We start from the raw sequence: 16924 nt of genomic DNA, 5'->3' as shown, positions 1-16924 counted from the left end.
TGCTTCGGGACCCTATCCATCCTGGCTGTGCGCGCGCAGGGGGACCCCCGGACCGGGTGGCCCGGGCCGGTCGAAAACCCTTCGACTGTGACGGAATGCCCTGATAGGGATGGCCGTATGGCTCTTGAGATGCGCGTATTGCAAGCCAATGAGTGGGATGTCTGGTACGACCATCTGGAACTGGCGTTCGGTGGCGTGCCCGACTCCCCCGCGGAGCGGAAACTGTACAAGTCACTGATCGAGACGGAACGCTCGCTCGCGGTCTGGGACGGCGAGACCTGTGTGGGCTCGGCCGGGGCGTTCAGCTTCCGCCTCTCGCTTCCGGGCGGTGCGCTGGTTCCGGCCGCCGGGGTCACGACGGTGGGCGTCTCCCCCACCCACCGCCGGCGCGGTGTGCTGACCTCGATGATGCGCCGCCAACTCGACGACATCCGGGCGGGTGGCGAGCCGATCGCCGTGCTGACGGCCTCGGACCCGGCGATCTACGGGCGTTTCGGCTACGGCACCGCGACGTACTCGATGTCCGTGGACATCGACACGACGCGGGTGCGGCTGTCCGTGCCGCCGGGGACGGACGACGTACGGCTGCGCCTCGTCGATCCGCAGAAGGCGCTGGCCGACTGCGAGCGGGTCTACGCCGGACTGGTCGCGCGGCGCCCCGGGATGCCGGCCCGGCAGCCGGGCTGGGAGCGGCAGGGCCTGCTGGACCCGCCGGCCATGCGGGACGGCGGGTCGCCGCTGAAGTGCGTGGTCGCGGAGGCGCCGGACGGCGAGGTCGTCGGGTACGCGCGCTACCGGGTCAAGCCCGACTGGGACCAGAGCGGCTCGGACGGCAAGGTCGGCGTCGCGCAGGTGGAGGCGCTGGAGCCCGCGGCGTACGCGGCGCTGTGGCGGTACTTCTTCGACATCGACCTGACCTGGCGGGTGCAGGCGTACGGGCGGCCCGTGGACGATCCGGTGCTGCACCTGGTCAGCGACATCCGGCGGGTCCAGGCCCGGCGGCGCGACGCCCTGCACGTGCGGCTGGTGGACCTGCCCGCGGCGCTCCGGGCGCGGACGTACGGGACCGGGCTGGACGTGGTCATGCAGGTCGAGGACGCGTTCTGCCCGTGGAACGAGGGCCGGTGGCGCCTGACGGCCGAGGCCGGGGGCGAGGTCGCCTGCACCCGCTCGGACGCGCCGGCGGACCTGGAGCTGTCGGTACGGGAGCTGGGCTCGGCGTACCTCGGAGGGACCACGCTGACCTCGCTGGCGGCGGCCGGCCGGGTGCGCGAGCTGCGCCCGGGCGCCCTGGCGGCGGCCTCGCGGGCCTTCCTCGGCGATGTGGAGCCCTGGCTCCCGCACGGGTTCTAGGGGGACACCCCCGGGGGCCTCAGCGGGTCTGACAGGCCGGGCACCAGAAGAGGTTCCGCGCCGCCAGGTCGGCGGTGCGGACCTCGGTCCCGCAGATGTGACAGGGCATGTTCGCCCTGCGGTAGACGTACACCTCGCCGCCGTGGTCGTCCACGCGCGGCGGGCGGCCCATGACCTCGGGCAGGTGCTCGTCGCGGACGGTGTCGATCCGGTTGTTCCGCACGCCCTCGCGCATCAGCGCCGCCAGGTCGGCCCACATGGCGTCCCACTCGCCGCGCGTGAGGTCCTTGCCCAGCCGGTAGGGGTCGATGCCGTGCCGGAACAGGACCTCGGCGCGGTAGACGTTGCCGACGCCCGCGATCACCTTCTGGTCCATGAGCAGGGCGGCGACGGTGGTGCGGGAGCGGGAGATCCGCTTCCAGGCGCGGTCGGGATCGTCGGCCGGGCGCAGCGGGTCGGGGCCGAGCCGCTCGTGTATCGCCTTCTTCTCGGCCTCGCCGATCAGCGCGCAGGCGGTGGGGCCGCGCAGGTCGGCCCAGTGCTCCGCATTGAGCAGGCGCAGCCGGACCGTGTCGGTGGCCGGGGGCGCGGGGGCGGGGCCGAAGCCGAGCTTGCCGAACAGGCCGAGGTGGATGTGGATCCAGGCGTCGCCGAGTTCCAGGAACAGGTGCTTGCCGTGCGCCTCGGCGCTCTCCAGGTCCCGCCCGTCGAGCAGGGCGGCGCTCTCGCCGAAGCGGCCCTGCGGGCTGCTCACCCGGACCGGCCGCCCGGCGAAGCGCTCGGTGTGGTCCTGGGCGAGGCGGTGGATCGTATGCCCCTCGGGCAATGCTCTGCTCCTGCCTCTGGCTGCTGACTCTGGAAACGGCCGTGCCGCCGGGCCGGGAGCCACGGCGGCACGGTGAAGCGGAGGATCAGCCCTGCGGGTGGTGGGCCGGGATCGGGGGGAGCTCGCCGGTCTGCTCGTACGCGGAGAGCATCTCGATGCGGCGGGTGTGGCGCTCCTCGCCGGAGTACGGGGTGGCCAGGAAGGCCTCGATGAAGGAGACGGCCTCGTCCTGGGTGTGCATGCGGCCACCGACGGAGATCACGTTGGCGTTGTTGTGCTCACGGCCGAGCTTCGCGGTCTCGACGCTCCAGGCCAGGATGGCGCGGACGCCCTTGACCTTGTTCGCGGCGATCTGCTCGCCGTTGCCGGAGCCGCCGATGACGATGCCGAGGCTGTCGGCGTCGGCGGCGGTCTTCTCCGCGGCGCGCAGGCAGAACGGCGGGTAGTCGTCCACCGCGTCGTAGATGTGGGGCCCGCAGTCGACGGGCTCGTGGCCGTTGTTCTTGAGCCAGTCCACCAGGTGGTTCTTGAGCTCAAAGCCGGCATGGTCGGATCCGAGGTACACGCGCATGGGACGAGTGTGGCACGGGCACCCCCCGCAGACCGCGGCAGGGTGTCGCGTAAGTCACTTCTAAAGCTCAAGTAAACCCAAAGAACGCAGATGGGACACGGCGGGACCCATGTCCTGGACGTTCGTCCCAAAGCAACGATCCGGACTGAGGTCTTCCGTCCTGCGTTCATCTCAGGTTTGAATGCCCGGGCTCGCAACCCGAGAACCTAAGGATCCGTCCATGAGCTCCACGACGACCCTTCAGAAGGCAGGCGACCCGTCCGGTAACTCCGGCGACACGCAGCCCTCCGACGGTCTGAAGGCCGGTCTCAAGAACCGCCACCTGTCCATGATCGCCATTGGCGGCGTCATCGGCGCCGGCCTCTTCGTCGGCTCCGGTGGCGGCATCGCCAAGGCCGGCCCCGCCATCCTGATCTCGTACCTCCTCGTCGGCGCGATGGTCGTCTTCGTGATGCGGATGCTGGGCGAGATGGCCGCCGCCAGCCCGAACTCCGGCTCCTTCTCCGCGTACGCCGACCGCGCGCTCGGCCGCTGGGCCGGCTTCTCCATCGGCTGGCTGTACTGGTTCTTCTGGGTCGTCGTGCTCGCCGTGGAGGCGACCGCCGGTGCGAAGATCCTCGAGGGCTGGATCCCGGCCGTCCCGCAGTGGGGCTGGGCCCTGATCGTGATGGTGGTCCTGACGATCACCAACCTCGGCTCCGTCTCCTCCTACGGCGAGTTCGAGTTCTGGTTCGCCGGCATCAAGGTCGTCGCGATCGGCGCCTTCGTCATCGTCGGCATGCTCGCCGTCTTCGGCGTGCTGCCGGGTTCGGACAACCCGGGCGCGGGCTTCGCCCACCTCACCGACGCCGGCGGATTCATGCCGAACGGCTGGGGGTCCATCCTCACCGGTGTGCTGATGGTCGTCTTCTCCTTCATGGGCAGCGAGATCGTCACCCTGGCGGCGGGCGAGTCCGAGGACCCGCGCCGCGCGGTCACCAAGGCCACCAACTCGGTGATCTGGCGCATCGGCGTCTTCTACTTGGGCTCGATCTTCATCGTCCTCACCCTGCTGCCGTGGAACGACAAGTCGATCGTCGAGAAGGGCTCGTACGTCGCCGCCCTCGACTCCATCGGCATCGCGCACGCCGGCCAGATCATGAACGTGATCGTCCTGACCGCCGTGCTGTCCTGCCTGAACTCGGGCATGTACACGGCCTCGCGCATGGCGTTCTCGCTGGGCGAGCGCGGTGACGCGCCCAAGGTCTTCGCCAAGGTCAACAAGCGGGGCGTGCCCACGGCCGCGATCCTCGGCTCGGTGGTCTTCGGCTTCGCCGCCGTCTACTTCAACTACAGCTCCCCGGACACGGTCTTCAGCTTCCTGCTGAACTCCTCGGGTGCGATCGCGCTCTTCGTGTGGCTGGTCATCTGCCTGACCCAGCTGCGGATGCGCAAGATCCTGGTCCGCGAGGCGCCGGAGAAGCTGACCGTCAAGATGTGGCTCTTCCCGTACCTGACGTGGGCCACCGCCGCGATGATCACCTTCGTCCTGGGCTACATGGTCTACGACAAGGACAACCGCGAGACGGTCATGCTGTCGCTGCTGGTCGCCGCGATCGTGCTGGTCATCGGCGTGGTGCGCGACGTGCGCCGCAAGGCCGCCGCGCGCGCCTAGGCACGCGTGCGCAAGCACGGCAGCCCCGGACCACACCTGGTGGTCCGGGGCTGCCGTGCTTGCGCCGCGGCCGGTCGGCTACTTGCGGCCGACCAGCTTCCACGTGGCGGGCAGCAGGCCCATCGCCAGCGCCGCCTTCAGGGCGTCGCCGATCAGGAACGGGGTCAGCCCCGCCGCGACGGCCGCGCCGAAGGACATCCCGGTGGACAGCGCCAGGTACGGCACGCCCACGGCGTAGATCAGGGCCGAGCCCAGCACCATCGTGCCCGCCGTACGGAGGACCGAGCGGTCGGCGCCGCGGCGGGCCAGCGCGCCCACGACGGTGGCGGCGAGGAGCATGCCGAGCACGTAGCCGAACGAGGCACCGCCGGCGCCGGAGGTGCCGCCCGCGAACCACGGCACGCCCGCCATGCCGGCGAGCGCGTACAGGGCGAGGGAGAGGAAGCCGCGGCGGGCGCCGAACGCGGTACCGACCAGCAGGGCCGCGAAGGTCTGGCCGGTGACGGGGACCGGGGAGCCGGGGACGGGCACGGCGATCTGCGCGGCGAGGCCGGTGAGCGCGGCTCCGCCGGCGACGAGCGCGATGTCGCGGACGCGGCTCGCGGGCAGCAGGTCGGCGAGGACGGCGCCGGGGCGGAAGGAGACGGAAGCAGTGCTCATCAAGGGCTCCGCGGAGTGAGGGTGACGGGACGATCACCGACGCTAGTGCGCGGCCGGGCGCCGCCCCACCGACGTCCGGGACAAAGCCCTGCTCACCGCTTTGGTGGGGAGTGCACAAAGAGGCCGGTTCACACCCCGGGGGGAGTGATCCGCGTCACGAGCCAGATTCAGACAACACGTCCGTTTTGCGCGGATGGGCGCCGTCCGGCGAGACTGTAGGGTCCCGCCAATCCGAATGCGGAGCCCCCACCGCCGCTGCCGAGCACGAGAGTACGAGCATCCACTCATGCGCGACCGCTTGCCCACCACTCCTCCGAGCGGACCCCACCCTCCCACCGGGCCCGATTTCCCGGCGGAACCCCTCAGCCACAGCCTCAAGCAGCGCCACCTGACCATGCTGGGCCTCGGCGGCGTGATCGGCGCCGGGCTGTTCGTCGGCTCCGGCGCCGGCATCGGCATCGCCGGCCCCGCGATCATCTGCTCGTACCTGCTCGCGGGCGCCCTCGCCATGCTGGTGATGCGCGCGCTCGGCGAGATGTCGGCGGCGATGCCCGCCTCCGGTTCGTTCTCCGTGTACGCGGAGCGGGCGCTGGGGCGCTGGGCCGGGTTCTCGGCGGGCTGGCTCTACTGGTTCCTGCTGGTCGTGGTGCTGGCGGTGGAGGCCACCGGCGCGGCGAAGATCGCGAACGGCTGGCTGCCCTCGGTCGACCAGTGGGTCTGGGTGCTGATCTTCATGGTGGTCTTCACCGTGAGCAACCTGGCCGCGGTGAAGAACTTCGGCGAGTTCGAGTTCTGGTTCGCGGCCCTCAAGGTCGGCGCGATCGTCCTCTTCCTGATCCTCGGCACGCTCGCGATCTTCGGCCTGCTGCCCGACACGGACCCCATCGGGATGGCCAACCTGACCGGGCAGGGCGGGTTCTTCCCCGAGGGCTTCGGCGGGGTGGTCGCCGGCATGCTCGCGGTCATCTTCGCCTTCGGCGGCCTGGAGGTCGTCACCATCGCGGCCGCCGAGTCCGACAACCCGGCCAAGTCCGTGGCCCGCGCGGTGCGCAGCGCCGTGTGGCGCATCCTCTTCTTCTACGTCGGCTCGATGGTGGTCATCGTGACCCTGCTGCCGTGGGACTCGCTGGAGCCGGGGCAGAGCCCGTACGTCGCCGTCCTGGACTCCATCGGGATCCCGGGGGCCGGCCAGATCATGAACATCGTGGTGTTCGTGGCGCTGCTCTCGGCCCTCAACGCCAATCTGTACGGCTCCTCGCGCATGGTGTTCTCGCTGGCCGAGCGCGGCGAGGCGCCCAAGGCGCTGCTGAAGGTGTCGGGCGGCGGGGTGCCGCGCCGGGCCGTCTTCGCCTCGGTGGCCTTCGGCTTCGTGTCGGTGGTGCTGAACCTGCTGTGGCCGGACACGGTCTTCCTCTACATGCTGAACGCGGTCGGCGCGGTGCTGCTGTTCGTGTGGGCGCTGATCGCGGTCTCGGAGCTGAAGCTGCGGCGGATGCTGGAGCGGGAGATGCCGGAGCGCCTGACGCTGCGGATGTGGTGCTTCCCGTACCTGACGTGGGTGGCGCTGCTGGGCATGGCGGCGGTGCTGGTGCTGATGCTGTTCGACGACTCGGCGCGGCCGCAGCTGCTGTGGTCCGCGGGCGCGGCCGCGGCCGTCCTCGTGGTGGCGTGGGTGCGCGAGATCCGGGCCCGCCGAGCCTGATCCAGCGGCGGCGGTGAAGGAGCGGGCCCCCGCGCCGGAAGGCGGCGGGGGCCCGCTCTGCGTTCGGGGCCGTCAGGTCCGCAGGTAGGAGGCGCCGTTGACGTCGAGGACGGTGCCCGAGCTCCAGGCCGCCGCGGGCGAGGCGAGGTGGAGGACCGCGGCGGCGACCTCCTCGGGGGTGCCGACCCGGCCGAAGGGGCTCTGGGCGCGGATGCGCATCCCCTCTTCCCCGTCGAGCCGGTCGGCGACCCGTTCGGTGGCCACGAAGCCGGGTGCGACGGCCGCGACCGCGATGCCGTGCGGGGCCAGGGAGACGGCGAGGGACTGGCCGAGGGCGTGCAGGGCCGCCTTGGTGGCCCCGTACGCGGGGTGGTCGGGCTCACCGCGGAAGGCTCCGCGCGAGCCGATGTTGACGACGCGGCCCGCGCGGCCGCCTTCGATCATGCGGCGGGCGACGCAGTGCACGAGGTTGGCGGCGCCGAACAGGTTGACCGCGACGGTGTGCTGCCAGGCCGCCTGCCAGTCGGCGTACGAGGTGGTGGGCAGCGGGTGCGCGACCATGACGGCGGCGTTGTTGACCAGCACGTCCACACCATCGAGCGCCTCCTCGGCCGCGGCGGCCAGGTCCGCCACCTGCGCGGGGTCGGCGAGGTCGCCGGTGAGCAGGACGTGGCCGTCCCCGGGCAGCTCGGCGAGGGTCCGTTCGGCGTCGGCCCGGCGGGCGGTGCAGTGCACGGCGACCCGGTCGCCCTGACGGGCGAAGGCGGTGGCGACGGCCCGCCCGATGCCGCGGGAGGCTCCGGTGACCAGTACGCCCCGGCCCGTCGCCGCCAATTCCCGTATGCCGTGGTCCATTCGGCCCCCTGCCGCGTCTTCGGTGTCTTGTCGCGAGCGTACGGGGACGATCACCGATGGTCATCCCGTTGTCCGAATAACGGACGCTTCACGTCCGATGATCGGACAGGGGTGAGACTGGGGCACTTCCTCCCGTCCACCCGCACACCGGACAGGCAACACCTTCATGAGCCAGACCTCCACCGCAGCCCGCACCCAGGAGGCACCCTCCTCGGGCGGCGCCGGATCGCCCCTCGGCAACGGCCTCAAGCAGCGCCACCTCTCGATGATCGCCCTCGGCGGGGTCATCGGCGCCGGCCTCTTCGTGGGCTCCGGCGCCGGCGTCGCCGCCGCGGGTCCCTCGATCGTGATCGCGTACGCCGTGTCCGGTCTGCTCGTGATGTTCGTGATGCGGATGCTCGGCGAGATGTCCGCCGCCAACCCCGCCTCCGGCTCCTTCTCCGTGCACGCCGACCGGGCGATCGGCCCCTGGGCCGGATTCACGGCCGGCTGGATGTTCTGGACCCTGCTGTGCGTGGGCGTGGCCATCGAGGCGATCGGCGCGGCGCACATCATGACCGGCTGGTTCCCGGGCACCCCGTCCTGGGTGTGGGTACTGGCCTTCATGGCGCTGTTCTGCGGCACCAACCTGGCCGCCGTCTCCCACTTCGGCGAGTTCGAGTTCTGGTTCGCCGCCCTCAAGATCGGTGCGATCGCGCTCTTCCTGGGCCTGGGCGTACTGGCCGTCCTGGGCCTGCTGCCCGGCACCTCCTCCCCCGGCACCGCCAACCTGCTGCACGACGGCGGATTCCTGCCCAACGGCATGGACGGCCTGCTGGTCGGACTGCTCGCCTCGGTCGTCGCGTACGGCGGCCTGGAGACGGTGACCATCGCGGCCGCCGAGTCGGAGGACCCGGTCAAGGGCGTGGCCCGGGCCGTGAAGACCACCATGTGGCGGATCGCGATCGTCTACGTCGGCTCCATGCTGGTCATCGTCACGCTGCTGCCGTGGAACGACCCGGCGGTGACCAAGGACGGCCCGTACGCGGCGGCCCTGGACCACCTGGGCATCCCGGCCGCCGGCGAGATCATGAACGTGGTCATCCTGATCGCCCTGCTGTCGGCGATGAACGCCAACATCTACGGCTCCTCGCGCATGGCCTACTCGCTCGTCTCCCGCGGCCAGGGCCCGAAGGCGCTGGGCAAGATCAGCGGCCGGGTGCCGCGCCGCGCGGTGCTCGCCTCCTGCGGCTTCGGCTTCGTCACCGTGCTGCTGTCGTACTGGTACCCGGACACCCTGTTCGCCTGGCTGCTGAACATGGTCGGCGGGGTCATCCTCGTCGTCTGGGGCTTCATCGCCGTCTCGCAGTTCGTGCTGCGGCGCCGGCTGGAGCGGGAGGACCCTTCGAGGCTGGTCGTGAAGATGTGGGGCTTCCCGTACCTGACCTGGGTGGCGCTGGCCGGGGTGGCCGGGGTGCTGGTCCTGATGGTGCTCGACCAGGACACCCGGGTCCAGGTGGTCTTCACCGGCGGCCTGACCGCCGCCCTCGCGGTGACCGGCTACGTGATGCAGCGCCGGGCGGCGGCCGCCCGCTGACACACCCCCGAACCCAGGTGGGCCCCGTGCGTTCGCACGGGGCCCGCCGGCGTTCTACAGAGGTGACCCTTACGTGATCACCGGAATAGATACTGCTAGCGTGCAGTTGCGCATTGATTGCAATAAGCAGTTGGCACGCTGAGGGGACCGGATAACACGCATGGCCATCTACACGCTTCCTGAGCTTCCGTACGACTACGCGGCGCTGGAGCCGGTGATCAACCCGCAGATCATCGAGCTGCACCACGACAAGCACCACGCGGCTTACGTCACCGGCGCGAACAACACGCTGGAGCAGCTGGCGGAGGCCCGCGACAAGGAGAACTGGGGTGCGCTGAACGGCCTGGAGAAGAACCTGGCCTTCCACCTCTCCGGTCACATCCTGCACAGCATCTACTGGCACAACATGGCCAGCCCGAAGACCGGCGAGGGCGGCGGCGAGCCCACCGCGGCCGACGGCCTGGGCGACCTGGCCGACGCGATCACCGAGTCCTTCGGCTCCTTCGCGAAGTTCAAGAAGCAGCTGACCTTCGCGTCCTCCGCCACGCAGGGCTCCGGCTGGGGCGTGCTCGCGTACGAGCCCGTCAGCGGCCGCCTGGTCGTCGAGCAGGTCTACGACCACCAGGGCAACGTGGGCGTGGCCAGCACCCCGATCCTGGTCTTCGACGCCTGGGAGCACGCCTTCTACCTGCAGTACAAGAACCAGAAGGTGGACTTCATCGAGGCCATGTGGAACGTCGTCAACTGGCAGGACGTGGCCAAGCGCTACACCGACGCCAAGGCGAACACCCCGCTGCTGATCCCCGCCAAGGGCTGATCGCAGCCCCCGAGCCGCCCGCCTCGTGATCGTCTTCTCAACCTTCGCGTGCGGGCGTGTCCAACGGAAGACCCCCGCAAGGACGTGACTTGCGGGGGTCTTCTGTGTGCGTCGGGGGACCGGCAGGCCCGGCCTACTCGAAGGACGGGCCCTTGGTGCGGGTGCGCTTGATCTCGTAGAAGCCGGGGGTGGAGGCGACCAGCAGGGTGCCGTCCCACAGCCGGGCGGCGGCCTCGCCGCGCGGGGTCGGGGTGACCACCGGGCCGAAGAAGGCCACCTCGTCGCCCTCGGCGCCGGGCACGGAGATCACCGGGGTGCCGACCTCCTGGCCGACGCGCTCGATGCCGTCGTTGTGGGAATCGCGCAGCACCTGGTCGTACTCGTCGGAGTCGGCGTAGGCGAGCAGCTCGACCGGCAGGCCGACCTCCTCCAGCGCCTCGGCGATGACCTCGCGGGTCGCGCCCTTGTCCTCGTTGTGGATCCGGGTGCCGAGCGCGGTGTACAGCTTGCCGGTGATCTCGTCGCCGTGCTTCTGCTGGGCCGCGATGACGACGCGGACCGGCGCCCAGCCCTTGGGGCCGAGCAGCTCGCGGTAGCGCTCGGGCAGCTCGTCGAGCTTGTTCTCGTTCAGGACGGCGAGGCTCATCACGTGCCAGCGCACCTCGACGTCGCGGACCTTCTCGACCTCCAGCATCCAGCGGGACGTCATCCAGGCCCAGGGGCAGAGCGGATCGAACCAGAAGTCGACCGGGGTCTTCTCGCGCACCTGGGTGTCGGCCATGTCTCTCCTCGAATCGCTGTGTGCATCACTGGTCGTGTTCCCCCTCGCCAACCAGGCCGGGCCCGCGCGCATTCCCCCGTGCGAGGATTCCGTCAGGTATCGCGATCACGCACGAAGGAGTGCACGTGCCCGGAGAGAATCTGTCCCGTGACGAGGCCCGCGAGCGGGCCGAGCTGCTGTCCGTCGACGGGTACGAGGTGGTCCTCGACCTGAGGTCCGCCGTGGACGAGGCCGAACCGGCCGAGGGTCCGCGGACCTTCCGCTCGGTGACCACGATCCGTTTCCGGGCCGCGACCCCCGGCTCGGCCACCTTCGCGGACCTCATCGCCCCGTCGGTGAACTCCGTCACCCTCAACGGGCAGGAGCTGGACCCGGCCGCCGTCTTCGACGGGGCGCGGATCGCCCTGGCCGGCCTGGCCGCCGAGAACGTCCTGGTGGTGGACGCGAACTGCGCGTACAGCCGGACGGGCGAGGGCATGCACCGCTTCGTCGACCCGGAGGACGGCGAGGTCTACCTCTACACGCAGTACGAGCCGGCCGACGCCCGCCGCGTGTACGCGAACTTCGAGCAGCCCGACCTGAAGGCCCCGTACCGCTTCGAGGTGACCGCGCCCGAGGGCTGGCACGTCTGGAGCAACGGCGCCGAGGAGTCCCGCGAGGGACTGACCCGGCGCTTCGCCGAGACCGCGCCGATCTCCACCTACATCACCTGCGTGGTGGCGGGCCCGTACCACTACGTGACGGACACCTACACGCGCGGGGACCTGACGATCCCGCTGGGCGCGATGTGCCGCAAGGGGCTGGCGAAGCACTTCGACGCGGACGACGTCTTCCTGGTCACCAAGCAGGGCTTCGACTTCTTCCACGAGCACTTCGATTACCCGTACCCGTTCGGGAAGTACGACCAGGCCTTCGTGCCCGAGTACAACCTGGGCGCGATGGAGAACCCCGGGATGGTGACCTTCCGCGAGGAGTACATCTTCCGCGGCAAGGTGACGCGGGCCGCGTACGAGCGGCGCTGCAACACGATCCTGCACGAGATGGCCCACATGTGGTTCGGCGACCTCGTCACCATGAAGTGGTGGGACGACCTGTGGCTGAAGGAGTCCTTCGCGGACTTCATGGGCTCCTTCTCGCAGGTGGAGGCGACCCGCTTCGACCAGGCGTGGGTGACCTTCGCCAACAACCGCAAGGCGTGGGCGTACCGGGCCGACCAGCTGCCCTCCACGCACCCGATCACGGCCGACATCCGTGACCTGGAGGACGCGAAGCTCAACTTCGACGGCATCACCTACGCCAAGGGCGCGGCGGTGCTCAAGCAGCTCGTCGCGTACGTGGGGCGCGACGCCTTCCTGGAGGGCGCGCGGCGCTACTTCAAGGCCAACGCGTACGGGAACACCACGCTGGACGACCTGCTGTCGGTGCTCGGCGCGGTCTCCGGGCGGGACATGGCCGAGTGGTCGCGGGCCTGGCTGCAGACGGCCGGTGTGAACGTGCTGACGCCGGTGCTGACGTACGACGCGGGCGGCCGGGTGACCGAGCTGGCCGTGGTCCAGGAGGGCGACGAGCTGCGCCCGCACCGGGTGGCGGTCGGCCTGTACCGGCTGGAGGACGGCGCGCTGGTCCGCTACGCGCAGGCCGAGGCGGACGTGGCCGGCGCCTCGACGGTCGTGGCGAAGCTGGCCGGGCAGGAGCGGCCCGACCTGGTGCTGGTCAACGACGACGACCTGACGTACTGCAAGATGCGCTTCGACGAGGGCTCGCTGGCGACGCTGCGCGAGCGGCTCGGGAGCGTGGCGGACCCGCTGGCGCGGGCGCTGTGCTGGTCGGCGCTGTGGAACCTGACGCGCGACGGGCTGATGCCGGCGCGCGACTTCATCTCGATGGTGCTGGCCCACGCCGGCCGCGAGAGCGACGTCGGCGTGCTGCAGATGCTGCACTCGCAGGCGCTGGCCGCGGTCACGCACTACGCGGCGGCCGACTGGCGCGAACAGGGCGGCCGCGTACTGTCGGCGGTCGCGCTCCAGGAGCTGCGGATGTCGGAGCCCGGCTCGGAGCACCAGCTGACCTGGGCCCGCTTCTTCGCGGCGGGCGCGGCGACCGAGGGCGACTTCCAGCTGCTGCTGGGGCTGTTGGACGGTTCGGCGCGGATCGACGGGCTGGAGGTGGACCAGGAGCTGCGGTGGGACTTCCTGCTTCCGCTGGCCGCGCACGGCGCGGTGGACGAGGCCGCGCTGGCGGCGGAACTGGCGCGCGACGACACGGCGTCGGGCAAGCGGCACCAGGTGCGCTGCCTCGCGGCGCGGCCGTCCGAGGCGGTCAAGGACCAGGCCTGGGCGGCGGTCGTCGAGTCGGACGCGCTGTCGAACGCGCTGGTGGAGGCGACGATCGCGGGCATGCAGCAGCCTTCGCAGCGGGCGCTGCTGGCGCCTTACGCGGGGCGCTACTTCGAGGTGATCGAGCGGATCTGGGCGGACCGGTCGATCCAGATCGGCATGCACGTGGTGAAGGGGATGTACCCCTCGCTGGAGGACTCGGAGCCGACGCTGGCCGCGACGGACGCCTGGCTCGCCGCGCACGCCGATGCCGCTCCGGCGCTGCGCCGCCTGGTGCTGGAAGCCCGTGACGACCTGGCCCGGGCGCTGCGCGCGCAGGCCTGCGACGCGGCCGCCGCGTCCGGTTCCGCCGCACTGTAGCGCGGTCGTCGGCGGGGCCGGTGCCTTGGCGGGCCGGCCCCGCCGATGAATGGGAACGGCGGTATCGGCTATCGAACGGCCGTACTTTAGTGCGGGCTTGTCCCGATTTGTCGACGGGCGTGTAACAGGGGTTAGCGGGGCCGGGGTGGGCGGGAATCTCCGCCGCATGAACCACAACGCGCCCCTCCCCCTCGCCCACCTCACCGGCAGCCGGCCCCGCGTGATGAGCCTCGCCCAGCTCCGCGAGCACGGCGTCAGCGCATCCGAAGCGGCCGAGCGGCCCTGGCAGGAGATCCTGCCGGGGGTGTTCCTCCTCCACCCCGGCGCCGCGACCAGCGAGGAGCGCCTGCACGCCGCCCTGCTCTACGCGGGCCGCCGCGGCGGCGAGGCCATGGTCACCGGGCTCGCCGCCCTCGCGCTGTACCGGTTCGGCTCGGCCCCCGCACTGCTCGCCCTCACGCAGATCGACGTACTGGTGCCCCACACCCGCCGGCTCCGCTCCGTCGACGCCGTCCGGATCGTACGGACGCACACCCCGCCGCGCCCGCAGCAGGTGACCGGGGTGCCCGTCGCCCCCGTGGCCCGGGCGCTGGCCGACGCGGTCTCCCAGCTCTCCGACGCCGGCACCGTACGCCGCCTGCTCAGCGAGGCCGTCCGCGGCGGCCACTGCGAACCCGCCGCCGTCGTACGGGAGTTGACGGTGGCGCGGCTGCTGAACCGCCCCCACGTCGTGGACGCCGTCGAGTCCCTGCTCGCGGAGGGCCGGGCCATCGCCGAGGACCGGCTGTACCAGCTCGTACGGGGCTACGAGCTCCCCGAGCCGGTCTGGAACGTGGACCTGCGCCTGCCCGGCGGCCCGCACCTCGGCGGGGTCGACGCCTACTGGCCCGACCAGGCCGTCGCCATCGAGATCGACACCCGCGCACCCCGGCAGGGGGAGGACGAGCAGTTCTCGGAGGCGGTCCGCAAGCGCGAGACCCTGGAGCGGCTCGGCGTGACCGTCCTGCACATCACCCCGCGCAAGCTCCGCGACTGGCCCGAGCAGCAGGCGGCGGTGGTCCGTACCGCCCTGACGGCGTCCGCCGACCGCGAGCCGGCCGCCTACCTGGTCGTCCTCCCCCGGTGAGGCCCCGGCGCCGGGTTGGCCGGCGAGTACTCCGGCGCGCTCCAGAGCAGCCGCCCCGGGTGCAGGGCCTCCACCACGGCCTCGACGCGGAAACGGATGCTCCGGCTGCCGTCCGGCCCGAATTCGGTCCGGGCCCGGCCGCTGAGCTGGAGCACCGCCCCGCTCTCCCAGTCCGGGAAGAGCAGCCCGGCCCGCGGATCGGCGGCCAGGTTGCCCAGGGTCAGGAACATCGCGTTGCCCGGGTAGTCCGGCCAGGCCAGCTCGACCGGCGAGAGCACCTCGACGAAGCCCGGCATCCCTCCGCGGTGACTGGCGTCGGTCCGGTCCCCGGCGGTGGTGGCGATGAAGAAGGTGTCGGCGGCGCGGACGGCCCGCTCCTGGTCGGGGGTGAGCGCACCCCCGCGCCGCACGACACCGGCCCCTTCCGCGACCAGCTCCAGCGGCTGCCGCTTCTGGAGGTACTTGGGGCAGTTGGCGAAGACCTGCCCGGCCTCGACGGCGAACCCGCCGGCCGTCACCTCCAGGGTCCCGTTCAGCCGCATCCGGCGCCGGGTGCGCGGGTCGAGGGAGAGGGTGCCGACCCGGGTGCCGGACGTGGCCAGCGCCCCGTCGAGGGGATCCCCGGCCGGCAGTCCGCCGCGGACCGCCATCCGGTGCGGACCGGTGGCCCGTACGAATCCGGGCGCGCCGGTGAGCAGCGAGGCCCACAGCGCACCCGCCCCGTCGGCGGCTCCGACGACGAGGTGCGGCTGCAGGGCGAGGAAGGCCGCGGCGACGTCCTTGATCCCCGTGCCGATCGAACGGCCGACGTGATCGGCCAGCTCGCGTACGCCGACGCGTTCCTGTACGGCCAGCGAGCCCTGGTGGTACCGCTCCATGATGCCGCCTCCTGCCTGAGCGCCTAGAAGAACCCGCAGGTCGGAGCCCCCGGCGTGGGGGCGGGTGCCTCTTCGGCGCCGGCCGGCGCCGAGATCTCCAGGCGGGTGCCGTCAGGGTCATGGAAGAAGATCCCGCCGGAGGCCCTGCCCTCTCCGTGCGCGACGACCCCCTCGTACGCGAACTCCACGCCCAGCCCGCGCAGCCGCTCCTCGTACGCGCGGACCTCACCGATGGTGGCCGCGGAGAGCGCCAGGTGGTGCAGTCCGGCCGCGGCCGGGGCGTACGCGTCGGCGGCCTGCTGCCAGAGCGTGAGGACGAGTTCGCCGTCCCGGCCGAGGAAGGCGAAGCGGCGGCCCTCCTCCTTTCCCTCGCCGAGCAGTTCGAAGCCGAGGGCCCCTTCGTAGAAGGCGAGCGAGCGGGTGAGGTCGGTGACGTTCAGGCCCACGTGCCCGGTGCGCAGCTTGCTGATGACAGCCGTCACGGCTGCCCCCTTCCATCGGTTCGACGCTTCGTATCTAACCTTCTAAATCAAAGTTACCGGTTAGATCGAAAGGGGTCAACCGGCCACGTACCCTTGAGGGGTTAGTAAGCGCGCACAGAGGAGCGGCAAGATGGCGACAGAGGCGGCGGACCCCCGCCCCCTGACGGGCGAACCGGTCTCCCTGGACCTGCTGAACACGCGCTGGATGCGCGAGGGCGAGCTCACCGACCTCTTCGCCGGCGCCTTCGGGCTGACCCGGGTCGAGGGGCTCGCGCTCTGGCTGCGCAGCACCGGACTGGCCGACCGCTTCCGCGCCGATGCCGCGACCCTCGTCCACCTGCTGACCGCCCGCGAGGCACTGGCCCGCGCGGTCGCGAACCCGTCGGACGAGAGTGCGCGCGCACTGATCGACGCCGTCCTGGAGCACGGACGGGTCCGGGTGACCTTGACCGCCGAAGGCCCGGGCGAGCGCTCCGAGTTCGACGACCCGACGTGGGGGCCGGCCTGGACGGCCGCCCGCGACTACCTGGAGCTGCTGGGCACGGCGCCCGAGCGGATCCGCACGTGCGCCTCCGAGACGTGCGTACTGCACTTCCACGACACCTCGCGCAACGGCACCCGTCGGTGGTGCTCGATGTCCGTGTGCGGAAACCGGGCGAAGGCTTCGCGGCACTACGCGCGCACGCGCGTGCGCTGAAGACCCCGAAGTCGTCACACCCGGTCTGAGACCGCACCCCGGACCACCCTCGCAATGAGGTCGGGAAGTCGATAAATCTCCTCTTCAACCCCTGCGATTCGTACGAGTACGCCCCGGTACGGGCTCGATGGCGCATGACCCCACCTGGCGAGAGTCCGCCATGTCAGGTCTCGGTCAATGACAAGCCTCCCCAAAGAGCGGTCGGTTGCGCAAAGCTGACCGGTCATCCGGCACCGAAATCCGGACCGTA

At 71.3% G+C, this 16924-nt stretch carries 15 protein-coding genes; 8 read left to right on the top strand and 7 right to left on the bottom strand.

From position 1 onward, the window contains the following. Positions 1–117 precede the first annotated feature (117 nt). Positions 118–1353, top strand: a complete 1236-nt coding sequence (locus ACFYZS_RS13990) for a GNAT family N-acetyltransferase (RefSeq protein ID WP_389011004.1) — start codon at positions 118–120, stop codon at positions 1351–1353. Between the two features lie 19 nt (positions 1354–1372). Here the strand turns inward: ACFYZS_RS13990 and ACFYZS_RS13985 are convergent, their stop codons facing one another. Further along, a complete protein-coding gene (locus tag ACFYZS_RS13985; RefSeq protein WP_389011001.1) occupies positions 1373–2179 on the bottom strand; it encodes an Fpg/Nei family DNA glycosylase in 807 nt (268 codons plus the stop codon). Positions 2180–2264: 85 nt separating this feature from the next. Beyond that, entirely contained in the window at positions 2265–2750 is a 486-nt protein-coding gene (locus tag ACFYZS_RS13980) for a ribose-5-phosphate isomerase (protein WP_054226804.1), read from the bottom strand. A 220-nt stretch (positions 2751–2970) separates the two neighbouring features. Between ACFYZS_RS13980 and ACFYZS_RS13975 the strand changes: the two genes are divergently transcribed. After that, positions 2971–4404 carry an amino acid permease gene (locus ACFYZS_RS13975; protein ID WP_389010998.1) on the top strand — a complete coding sequence of 478 codons (1434 nt, stop codon included), beginning with the start codon at positions 2971–2973 and terminating at the stop codon, positions 4402–4404. Between the two features lie 78 nt (positions 4405–4482). Here the strand turns inward: ACFYZS_RS13975 and ACFYZS_RS13970 are convergent, their stop codons facing one another. Beyond that, positions 4483–5064 (bottom strand): biotin transporter BioY, encoded by a 582-nt coding sequence (locus ACFYZS_RS13970; RefSeq protein WP_389010995.1) that lies wholly within the window; start codon positions 5062–5064, stop codon positions 4483–4485. 286 nt (positions 5065–5350) lie between these two features. Here ACFYZS_RS13970 and ACFYZS_RS13965 point away from each other — a divergent pair, with 286 nt between their 5' ends. Then, positions 5351–6766, top strand: coding sequence for an amino acid permease (locus ACFYZS_RS13965; protein ID WP_389010992.1), 1416 nt, complete (start codon positions 5351–5353; stop codon positions 6764–6766). Positions 6767–6838: 72 nt separating this feature from the next. On the opposite strand, the gene ACFYZS_RS13960 is transcribed toward ACFYZS_RS13965, so the two are convergent. Continuing rightward, on the bottom strand, positions 6839–7621 hold the full coding sequence (locus tag ACFYZS_RS13960) for an SDR family NAD(P)-dependent oxidoreductase (RefSeq protein ID WP_389010989.1): 783 nt from the start codon (positions 7619–7621) through the stop codon (positions 6839–6841). Between the two features lie 166 nt (positions 7622–7787). Between ACFYZS_RS13960 and ACFYZS_RS13955 the strand changes: the two genes are divergently transcribed. Both ACFYZS_RS13955 and ACFYZS_RS13950 read left to right on the top strand, forming a co-directional pair. After that, the gene (locus tag ACFYZS_RS13955; RefSeq protein WP_389010986.1) at positions 7788–9197 is read left to right on the top strand and encodes an amino acid permease; all 1410 of its coding nucleotides are present in this window, start codon (positions 7788–7790) and stop codon (positions 9195–9197) included. 160 nt (positions 9198–9357) lie between these two features. Continuing rightward, on the top strand, positions 9358–10014 hold the full coding sequence (locus ACFYZS_RS13950) for a superoxide dismutase (protein WP_376021332.1): 657 nt from the start codon (positions 9358–9360) through the stop codon (positions 10012–10014). Positions 10015–10147: 133 nt separating this feature from the next. Here the strand turns inward: ACFYZS_RS13950 and ACFYZS_RS13945 are convergent, their stop codons facing one another. Continuing rightward, entirely contained in the window at positions 10148–10795 is a 648-nt protein-coding gene (locus ACFYZS_RS13945; protein ID WP_389010982.1) for a DsbA family protein, read from the bottom strand. Positions 10796–10920: 125 nt separating this feature from the next. Here ACFYZS_RS13945 and pepN point away from each other — a divergent pair, with 125 nt between their 5' ends. Both pepN and ACFYZS_RS13935 read left to right on the top strand, forming a co-directional pair. Then, positions 10921–13491, top strand: a complete 2571-nt coding sequence (pepN, locus tag ACFYZS_RS13940; RefSeq protein ID WP_389010979.1) for an aminopeptidase N — start codon at positions 10921–10923, stop codon at positions 13489–13491. Positions 13492–13657: 166 nt separating this feature from the next. Then, entirely contained in the window at positions 13658–14617 is a 960-nt protein-coding gene (locus tag ACFYZS_RS13935) for a hypothetical protein (RefSeq protein ID WP_389010976.1), read from the top strand. Here ACFYZS_RS13935 and ACFYZS_RS13930 read toward each other — a convergent pair. Then, positions 14593–15495 carry a pyridoxamine 5'-phosphate oxidase family protein gene (locus tag ACFYZS_RS13930; protein ID WP_389010973.1) on the bottom strand — a complete coding sequence of 301 codons (903 nt, stop codon included), beginning with the start codon at positions 15493–15495 and terminating at the stop codon, positions 14593–14595. The genes ACFYZS_RS13935 and ACFYZS_RS13930 overlap by 25 nt on opposite strands. Positions 15496–15518: 23 nt before the next feature. Then, positions 15519–15977: a VOC family protein gene (locus ACFYZS_RS13925; RefSeq protein WP_389010970.1), complete on the bottom strand. Its 459-nt coding sequence runs from the start codon at positions 15975–15977 to the stop codon at positions 15519–15521. Between the two features lie 130 nt (positions 15978–16107). Between ACFYZS_RS13925 and ACFYZS_RS13920 the strand changes: the two genes are divergently transcribed. Continuing rightward, positions 16108–16674: a CGNR zinc finger domain-containing protein gene (locus ACFYZS_RS13920; protein ID WP_389010967.1), complete on the top strand. Its 567-nt coding sequence runs from the start codon at positions 16108–16110 to the stop codon at positions 16672–16674. Positions 16675–16924 lie beyond the last annotated feature (250 nt).

Source organism: Streptomyces sp. NPDC001903, from assembly GCF_042891345.1.
Classification (GTDB): domain Bacteria; phylum Actinomycetota; class Actinomycetes; order Streptomycetales; family Streptomycetaceae; genus Streptomyces.
This window is presented reverse-complemented; position numbering and strand designations above follow the sequence as displayed.

Bases quoted from the DNA above. Each gene is read 5' to 3' on its own strand.
- ACFYZS_RS13990 (WP_389011004.1), top strand. From the start codon at position 118: ATGGCTCTTGAGATGCGCGTATTGCAAGCCAATGAGTGGGATGTCTGG.
- ACFYZS_RS13980 (WP_054226804.1), bottom strand. From the start codon at position 2,750: ATGCGCGTGTACCTCGGATCCGACCATGCCGGCTTTGAGCTCAAGAAC.
- ACFYZS_RS13975 (WP_389010998.1), top strand. From the start codon at position 2,971: ATGAGCTCCACGACGACCCTTCAGAAGGCAGGCGACCCGTCCGGTAAC.
- ACFYZS_RS13970 (WP_389010995.1), bottom strand. From the start codon at position 5,064: ATGAGCACTGCTTCCGTCTCCTTCCGCCCCGGCGCCGTCCTCGCCGAC.
- ACFYZS_RS13965 (WP_389010992.1), top strand. From the start codon at position 5,351: ATGCGCGACCGCTTGCCCACCACTCCTCCGAGCGGACCCCACCCTCCC.
- ACFYZS_RS13960 (WP_389010989.1), bottom strand. From the start codon at position 7,621: ATGGACCACGGCATACGGGAATTGGCGGCGACGGGCCGGGGCGTACTG.
- ACFYZS_RS13955 (WP_389010986.1), top strand. From the start codon at position 7,788: ATGAGCCAGACCTCCACCGCAGCCCGCACCCAGGAGGCACCCTCCTCG.
- ACFYZS_RS13950 (WP_376021332.1), top strand. From the start codon at position 9,358: ATGGCCATCTACACGCTTCCTGAGCTTCCGTACGACTACGCGGCGCTG.
- ACFYZS_RS13945 (WP_389010982.1), bottom strand. From the start codon at position 10,795: ATGGCCGACACCCAGGTGCGCGAGAAGACCCCGGTCGACTTCTGGTTC.
- ACFYZS_RS13935 (WP_389010976.1), top strand. From the start codon at position 13,658: ATGAACCACAACGCGCCCCTCCCCCTCGCCCACCTCACCGGCAGCCGG.
- ACFYZS_RS13930 (WP_389010973.1), bottom strand. From the start codon at position 15,495: ATGGAGCGGTACCACCAGGGCTCGCTGGCCGTACAGGAACGCGTCGGC.
- ACFYZS_RS13920 (WP_389010967.1), top strand. From the start codon at position 16,108: ATGGCGACAGAGGCGGCGGACCCCCGCCCCCTGACGGGCGAACCGGTC.